The following is a 7,536-nucleotide window of genomic DNA, read 5'->3' as shown; positions in this document are numbered from 1 at the left end:
GCGGGATGGCCACTTTGGCCGGTTGAGGTAGCCCGTGCGTGCTGAAGGCGGGGTCTACGCGGTTGACTACCCCCAGCACCACATCGCCATCCTTGATGAACGTTACTTCCCGGCGCGGGTCGTTGGGCTCAAACTCGTTGTACAGGCTCTGGGTTGGGTTATTAAAGCCGTAGCCAAAGGTGGCGCGGTTATTTTGAAATACATTGTTAGCAGTACCAGTCGAGATAGGGCCATAGCTATCGTTGGAAGCCGTGAACTGAATCTCAAACAGCGACTCGCTGCTGTTCTCGCCAATATCCTGGTGGATAGCGGCGTAGTTCGGGTACAGGCTGTACTGGCTCGACGTGATGACGGTGCTCGTCAGGTCGTACACTTCCTGCCAGGTATGGTTGTTGGTGTTGTCCGTGCCGAGCTGGTACATAATCACGCGGGCCAGGTAGCCGTTAGCAGCGCCTTTGGTGGCCCGGCCTAGGTCGCTTGAGGCGTAGGCACCTTTCTCTGGCAGCAGCGCAGCGGCAGCTTTCAGGTCTTTCTCGATGAAAGCGTACGTTTCGGCAATGGTGGTGCGCTTAACGTTGCCTGCATTGGTGGGCAGTACTGCCTGTTCAAAGAGCGGCATACCCCCAAAGGCCTTCACGAGATTGAAGTAGAAATACGCCCGTAAAAACAACGCCTCTCCCTTCAGGCGAGCTTTCAGCGCGTTGTCGATGGTGCCGGCGTCAATGTTGTTAATTACGGTATTTGCCCGGGCAATGCCCGTGAAGCTGTGCGTCCACAGGCTGGCAATAATCAGGTTCGTGGTCGGCACCGACCAGTTTTCGAGTTCACTTACAGCGGCGAAGTCACTGGGGCTGCTGCCCTTGTCCGCGTCGTCACTCATGACGTCGCCAAACATCCACTCAAAGTGAACCGTCACGAAGTCGCCAACGCCGAACTTGGGACCTTGGTCCCAGCCCGCAACCTCGTACACCGCATTCACAGCCTGCACCGAGTTGGTGACGTCGTTGAAGAGATTAGCTTGAGTAACTGTGCCCAAGGGTTCTTTATCCAGAAAGCTTTGGCAGCTTGGTGCCAGTCCTAATATCGCCGTAAAAGCGAGGAGGCGGGCTGTAGAAGAAGTTTTCATCGGAAGTGGCGGATGGGAATTGCGTTAGAACTGCACGTTGAAGCCTAGGGCGGTAGGTTCGCGGCTGGGGATAGTTGCCGTAGTCTACTCCGTAGGCCAGCGGGTTATTGTAGTAGCCAGAAGCCGAAATTTCGGGGTCCAGACCACGGTACTTGGTTATGGTGAACACGTTATCTACCGACGCGAATACCCGGAAGCCATTGATTCTGAATTTATCCAGCACTGTTCTCGGTAGCGTGTACCCTAGCTCCATGTTGCGGGCGCGCAGAAAACTGGCATCCTCCACGTGGCGGCTACTCAGATTGTCGTTGGTGGTGGCGTTCGACGTCAAGCGGGGCTGGTTGCTGTTGGGGTTGCTGGGGGTCCAGCGGTCCAGGCGGTCGGCGTAAAAGTTGGTCCAGATGTTGGCAATGGCGCTCGACTTATCCAGGTTGATAGCGGCGGCGTTTAGCGCTTCCGCACCTTGCACGCCGTAGAGCAGAATCTTGAAATCGAAGTTGGTGTAGGCCAGGTTCAGGGAGGCGCCGTAGGTGAAGTTCGGCGTAGCGCTACCTAGGTACGTGTTGTCGGTGGCGTCAATCTTACCGTCGCCGTTCACGTCCTGGTATTTCACGTCGCCGGCTTTGGCCTCGGGCTGAATGGGGGTGCCGGCAGCGTTTACATAGCCACTGGCCTCGTCCTGCGAGCGGAAGATTCCCAGCGCCTGCAAGCCATAGAAGTAAGCAATTTCGCGGCCTACAGAGGTACGGGTGGTGTAACCGACTTGCGTATTGCCACTGGCGATGGGGTTAGCACCACCTAAGTCGGTAATGACGTTGTTGATCTTGGTAAAATTCACTCCTGCGTTGTACTGGAGCTTGCCGAGTTCATTACGGTAGTTTAGGGCTAGCTCTAGGCCGCGGTTGCGCAGCGTGCCCACATTGGCACTGGCCGGAGCCTGCCCCAAGTAGTTGGGCACGGGCAGCAAGGCAATCATGTCCTTCGTGCGCCGCTCGAAAATATCACCCGTGAAAGTCAGCTTATTATCCAGGAAAGCAGCGTCGATGCCGAAGTCGGTCGTGACAGCGGTTTCCCATTTCAGAGCCGGGTTGTTCAGCGTTGCAATAGCTAGGCCCGGCGCCCGCGCCTGGTCGATGCCGAACACGTAGTTCTGGTTGTTGATAGCGGTAGAAGCGTAGCCGTAGTTAGGCGCCGCGTTCTGGTTGCCCACCGAGCCGAAGCTGGCGCGCAGCTTCAGTTGCGACACGGCCGTGGCATCTTTTAGGAAGCTTTCGTTGGAGACGTTCCAGGCGGCGCCCACCGACGGGAACACGCCCGTGCGGTTAGAGCCCAAAAAGCGCGACGTCTGGTCGAAGCGCAGGGTACCCGTCACGAGGTAGCGGTCACGGAAGTTGTAGTTGGCGCGGCCAAAGTACGAGAGCAGCGAGCCGTCGTACTGCGAGCTGCGCACAGAGGAGTTGGCAGCGCGGGCGGCTGAGATGTATTGCAGCGTAGCATCGGCGGGCACATCGTAGCCCGTTACCGAAATGCCGCTGCCGTAGCCGCGCTGCGCTTCCTGACCTAGGGTGAAGGAGAGGCTGCTGTTGTCGGCGAAGCTTTTGTTGTAGTTGAAGTAGTTTGACCACACCCAACTCACGTTCTCGATGCGTGACTCGATAAGGGCGCTTTGCGAGCGTTGGTCGTTGGGGCCTAGGTAGTACTGGGGCAGGTACACCTTGGGGTGCACATTGTTGTAGTTGATGCCGAACGTAGAGCGGAACGTCAGGTTCTTGAGCAGCGTCACGTCGAGGTAGGCGCTGGTAAAGAGCGTCGTGTTAGTCGTCTTATTGTACTTCTGCTCGGTCAGGTAGCGCGCCAGGTTGGGCGTGAAGCTCGTGATGTTGTTGTACGAGTAGCTGCCATCGGCATTGTAAGGCGAGCTGATGGGGTTGGCCTGAATGGCATTTTGCAGTACCGTGCTGTAGGTGGGGTTACCCGTGCCATCTCCCGCCCCGGTCTGGTTCGAATTGGTGAACGTGGCCGACACGCCCGCTTTTAGAAACTTGGTCAGGGTGGCGTCGTCGTTCAGGCGCACCACGTACTTCTTCAGGCCCGATTGCTTTACAATGCCATCCTGCTGGAAATAGTTGCCGCTAATGAGGTAGCGGTTTTGCTCGGTGCCGCCCGAAGCCGACAGGCTGTAGTTGGTAACCAAACCTTTCTGCAGCACCAGGTTCTGGTAGTCGAAGCCCGACGCTTGGCCTTGTAGGGCGCTATTCAGAAGAGCCGTGTAGTCAGCGGGTACGACGGCGTTTTCGTTGGTGTAAGCCTCCGTCACGAGGGTCGCGTACTGCTGAGCATTGGTCAGGGGCAGCGTGCGCCGAATCTGCTGAAAGCCCGTGTAGCCAAACACGTTGAACTGGGTCTTGCCAGCCTTGCCGTGCTTAGTCGTGATGAGCACCACGCCATTTGCCCCGCGCGAGCCATAAATCGCCGTAGCCGAAGCATCTTTCAGTATTTCGGTCGACTCAATATCACTAGGTAGCAGAAAGCTGATGTCGCCGATTTGCACGCCGTCCACCACGTACAGCGGGTCGCTGTTGTTGATGGTGCCTACCCCTCGCACCCGAATGCGGGTACCGGAGCCCGGCTGGCCGCTGTTAGACGTAATATCGACGCCCGCTACCCGGCCTTGCAGGGCCTGCACGGGGTCAGCAGTAGCTACCTGTGTAAGTTGGGCCCCGGTCACGCTGGCCACCGAGCCCGTTAGGTCGCTCTTGCGGGCTGTGCCGTAGCCACTACCACCACGTCGCTCAGTGTTTGCGTATCCGCTGAGAGGGTGATACGAAAGGTAGTTTGCGTTCCGATGGACACTTCTTGGGTTTTAGAGCCTATCGAGCTAATTACCAACGTATTAGCATTGGAGGGTATACCCAGTTGAAAGCTGCCATCGGTGCCGGTCGTGGTGCCGGTAGTAGTGCCTTTCACTAAGATAGTGGTTCCTGGCAGGGGTTCCCCTTTGGAGTCGGTTACAACGCCTTGCACAACTCGTTGCTGCGCAAATGCGGCAGTCGTACTGCAAAGCAATACCGCCATGGTCTGTAAAGAGTCCTCATAAACAAAGAATAGGTGGAAGTAGAGGACCAAAAGTGCAGTGATTTTTTACATAGTATATAATGATATTTTACCCTTCTCTTGTATTAAAAGAGATATTTTGTGAAATCAGTTGTGCTTAAAATTCACAAAGTACTAATATTCAATAATTTGTTATATAGTTTACTGCAGTGCTTATATGTGTAATTTTATGGTATAAATTTACGAATCGATAATTTACTATTCTCTTAGTAGGCAGTAGTGTTGCTTTACCACGTGAACTATTACCGCGACACTTCTCCGCTGTTGATTTTCATCTTTTCATATCGGGTAACCCTCTTTATCGAATGCGCAGAAGATTCCCTATCGACACATGTATTATCATGGGTGGCTTATTGACATTTGCTTCAACGGCTACGGTCCAGGCTCAGCAAGCCCGCGTGGAGAAACTGTCTGATGGTATGCTCGTGCACCTACCGCCCGGCAGCACGCACCAGGCTCGCACCATTCGGTTGCAAGTGGTAGGAGAGCACATCCTGCACGTGCAGGCAAGCCCTCTCGACACGGTATCGACGGTAAAAAGCCTGATGGCCGTAGAGCACAAGCCTACCTCTACCAAGTGGCAGTACAAGAGCAAGAAAGATCAAGCCAGCATCAGTACGCCCACGCTCACGGCTACTGTGGCGCTGCCTACCGGCGCCATCACTTTCACCAATGCCCAAGGCAGGTGCTGCTGCGCGAACCTAGTTTTGGCGGCAAAACCTTCCGGCTCACCATGGCCGACGGGCAGCCTTTTTACGAAGTCACGCAACAGTTCGAGTCGCCCACCGACGAGGCACTGTACGGCCTGGGGCAGCACCAGAACGGGGTGATGAACTACAAAGGTCAGCAAGTAGAGCTGGCTCAGAACAATACCGACGTAGCCGTACCCTTCCTATTGTCGAGCAAGAACTATGGCGTGCTCTGGGATAATTACTCTATCACGAAAGTTGGTGATACACGTGACTACGAGCCACTTTCCACACTGAAGCTCTACTCTAAGACGGGCGAAGAAGGCTGGCTCACTGCTACCTACGTCAATAAGAAAAAGCCCAGCGAGGTAGTGGTACAGCGGCCCGAGTCGGTGATTAATTACGAGTACCTAGAAGACCAGAAAAACTTCCCGGCCACGGTGAAGCTCGGCGACGTGCTGGCTACCTGGGAGGGTAGCATCGAGTCGGGCACTACTGGCTTGCACCACTTCTGGCTGAAAAACGCCGGCTACGCCAAGCTGTATATCGACGGTAAGGAGGTCGTAAACAAGTGGCGCCAGGCCTGGAACCCCGGTACTTCCGTGGTGCCCATTCAGCTGGAAAAGAGCCGCAAATACAGCCTCCGGCTAGAATGGGACCCTGATGGTAGCGAGTCCTACCTGGGACTGCGGTGGCTGAGCCCATTGGTAGGGGCAAGCCAGCAGCAGTATGGTTTCCGCTCCGAAGCCGGCCGCGACCTGAACTACTACTTTGTGCAGGGTAGCACGGCCGATGAGGTCATTAGCGGCTACCGCACCATCACGGGGCCAGCGCCAATTATGCCCAAGTGGGCCATGGGTTTCTGGCAAAGCGGGATCGGTACAAAACGCAGGACGAGGTGCTGACGGCCGCCGTTGAGTTTCGCAAGCGCCAGATTCCGATTGACAATATTGTGCTCGACTGGTCGTATTGGAAGCAGGCTGAGTGGGGCAGCCAGGCGTTTGACCCGGTGCGCTTCCCCAACCCCGAGGGCATGATCAAAACCCTGCACGACCAGAACCTGCACTTCATGCTTTCGGTGTGGCCCAAGTTTTACGAGGGCATTCCGAACTACAACGACTTTCTGGCTAAAGGCTACCTCTACAAGCGCAACATCGCCAACCGCACCCGCGATTGGATTGCCCAGGGCTACACCTCCACTTTCTACGACGCCTTCAACCCGCAGGCACGGCAGGCCTTCTGGAATCTGCTCAATACTAAGCTATTCACCAAAGGCATTGACGCGTGGTGGATGGACGCATCTGAGCCCGATATCTACTCCAACACCAACGTAGAAACGCGCAAGCAGCTCATGACGCCTACTCACCTGGGGTCGTCTACGCTGTATTTTAATGGCTTCCCGCTGCAAAACGCCAAAGGCATCTACGAAGGCCAGCGCGGCAGCCAGTCCAATCAGCGGGTGTTTCTGCTCACGCGCTCGGGCTACGCGGGCTCGCAACGCTACGCGGCCGCCATCTGGAGCGGCGACATTGCCTCACGCTGGGAAGACTTTAAAAATCAGATTCCGGCGGGCTTGAACTTCTCCATGTCGGGCATTCCGTACTGGACCTCCGATATTGGTGGCTTTGCCGTGGAGCATCGCTACGAAAAAACTCCGATGGTGGCCCAAGACCAAGAGGAGTGGCGCGAGTTGAATGCACGCTGGTACCAGTACGGGGCCTTTTGCCCGCTGTTTCGGGTGCACGGGCAATTTCCCTTTCGCGAGGTTTATAACATCGCGCCTGAGGGGCATCCGGCCTACCAGAGTATGCTCTACTACAATCAATTGCGCTACCGTTTGATGCCGTATATCTACTCGTTGGCGGGGCAGGCCCACCACCAGAACGGCACCCTCATGCGCGGCTTGGTGATGGACTTTGGGCGGGATGCTGGCGTGCGCAATATCAGCAATCAATTTATGTTTGGGCCGAGTTTGCTGGTAAACCCCGTGACGGATTACCGCGCCCGTAGCCGCTCGCTCTACCTGCCCGCGGGTACGGGTTGGTTTGACTTCTACTCAGGCCAGCACCAGGTAGGCGGCCAGACTCTCACGGTAGAGGCCCCACTGGAGCGCATGCCGCTCTACGTGCGCGAAGGCTCGATTCTGCCCTTCGGCCCCGCTATGCAGTACACTACCGAGAAGCCCGTTGACCCGGTGACGCTCTACGTATACACCGGCAAGGACGGGCAGTTTACGCTCTACGAGGATGAGAATGTAAACTACAACTATGAAAAGGGCGCTTTCTCTACCATTCCACTGACTTACGACGAGAAAGCCAAAACGCTAACCATCGGTGAGCGGAAGGGTACGTTCCCCGGCATGTTGGCCCAGCGCACGTTTCGGGTGGTGTGGGTGAGTCAGATCCGGCCCGTTGCCTGGAACCCGGATGCTTCACCTGCCAAAACAGTGCAGTATTCCGGCGCTGCCCAGGCTGTGAAGATGGACTAACCACGGCCTTAGTTAAAAGGTTGGTACAAAGGTTAGACGGCGGGGCAAAAACCCGCTCTCACCTTGAACTATATGCAATGCTCTTATATCCAATAAATTAAACTTTCACATGGTATTCC

Annotated in this window: 6 protein-coding genes; 3 read left to right on the top strand and 3 right to left on the bottom strand. The window is 55.8% G+C overall.

From position 1 onward, the window contains the following. From VI25_RS22250 to VI25_RS24455, 3 genes are all read right to left on the bottom strand, one after another. The coding region (locus VI25_RS22250; protein WP_152981776.1) for a RagB/SusD family nutrient uptake outer membrane protein at positions 1–1,126 on the bottom strand (1,126 nt) is incomplete at its 3' end. Further along, positions 1,044–3,863: a SusC/RagA family TonB-linked outer membrane protein gene (locus VI25_RS22245; RefSeq protein WP_055562920.1), complete on the bottom strand. Its 2,820-nt coding sequence runs from the start codon at positions 3,861–3,863 to the stop codon at positions 1,044–1,046. The genes VI25_RS22250 and VI25_RS22245, both read right to left, overlap by 83 nt. An 8-nt stretch (positions 3,864–3,871) precedes the next feature. Further along, complete coding sequence (locus VI25_RS24455; protein WP_055562919.1) at positions 3,872–4,201, bottom strand: carboxypeptidase-like regulatory domain-containing protein; 330 nt, start codon at positions 4,199–4,201, stop codon at positions 3,872–3,874. Between the two features lie 344 nt (positions 4,202–4,545). Between VI25_RS24455 and VI25_RS26180 the strand changes: the two genes are divergently transcribed. The 3 genes from VI25_RS26180 to VI25_RS26170 are packed head-to-tail and all read left to right on the top strand — an operon-like array spanning position 4,546 to position 7,417. Next, entirely contained in the window at positions 4,546–5,070 is a 525-nt protein-coding gene (locus VI25_RS26180; RefSeq protein WP_201783385.1) for an alpha-glucosidase domain-containing protein, read from the top strand. After that, positions 4,974–5,834, top strand: coding sequence for a PA14 domain-containing protein (locus VI25_RS26175; RefSeq protein WP_201783384.1), 861 nt, complete (start codon positions 4,974–4,976; stop codon positions 5,832–5,834). The genes VI25_RS26180 and VI25_RS26175 overlap by 97 nt, the downstream gene beginning before the upstream one ends. Beyond that, positions 5,777–7,417, top strand: a complete 1,641-nt coding sequence (locus VI25_RS26170; protein ID WP_201783383.1) for a TIM-barrel domain-containing protein — start codon at positions 5,777–5,779, stop codon at positions 7,415–7,417. Before VI25_RS26175 ends, VI25_RS26170 begins: the two co-directional genes overlap by 58 nt. Positions 7,418–7,536 lie beyond the last annotated feature (119 nt).

Source organism: Hymenobacter sp. AT01-02 (assembly GCF_000961955.2).
GTDB classification, from domain to species: Bacteria; Bacteroidota; Bacteroidia; order Cytophagales; family Hymenobacteraceae; genus Hymenobacter; species Hymenobacter mucosus.
The sequence above is the reverse complement of the archived record's forward strand: the minus strand, read 5'-3'. Positions and strand labels throughout refer to the sequence as shown.

Bases quoted from the DNA above. Each gene is read 5' to 3' on its own strand.
- VI25_RS26180 (WP_201783385.1), top strand. From the start codon at position 4,546: ATGCGCAGAAGATTCCCTATCGACACATGTATTATCATGGGTGGCTTA.
- VI25_RS24455 (WP_055562919.1), bottom strand. From the start codon at position 4,201: ATGGCGGTATTGCTTTGCAGTACGACTGCCGCATTTGCGCAGCAACGA.
- VI25_RS26175 (WP_201783384.1), top strand. From the start codon at position 4,974: ATGGCCGACGGGCAGCCTTTTTACGAAGTCACGCAACAGTTCGAGTCG.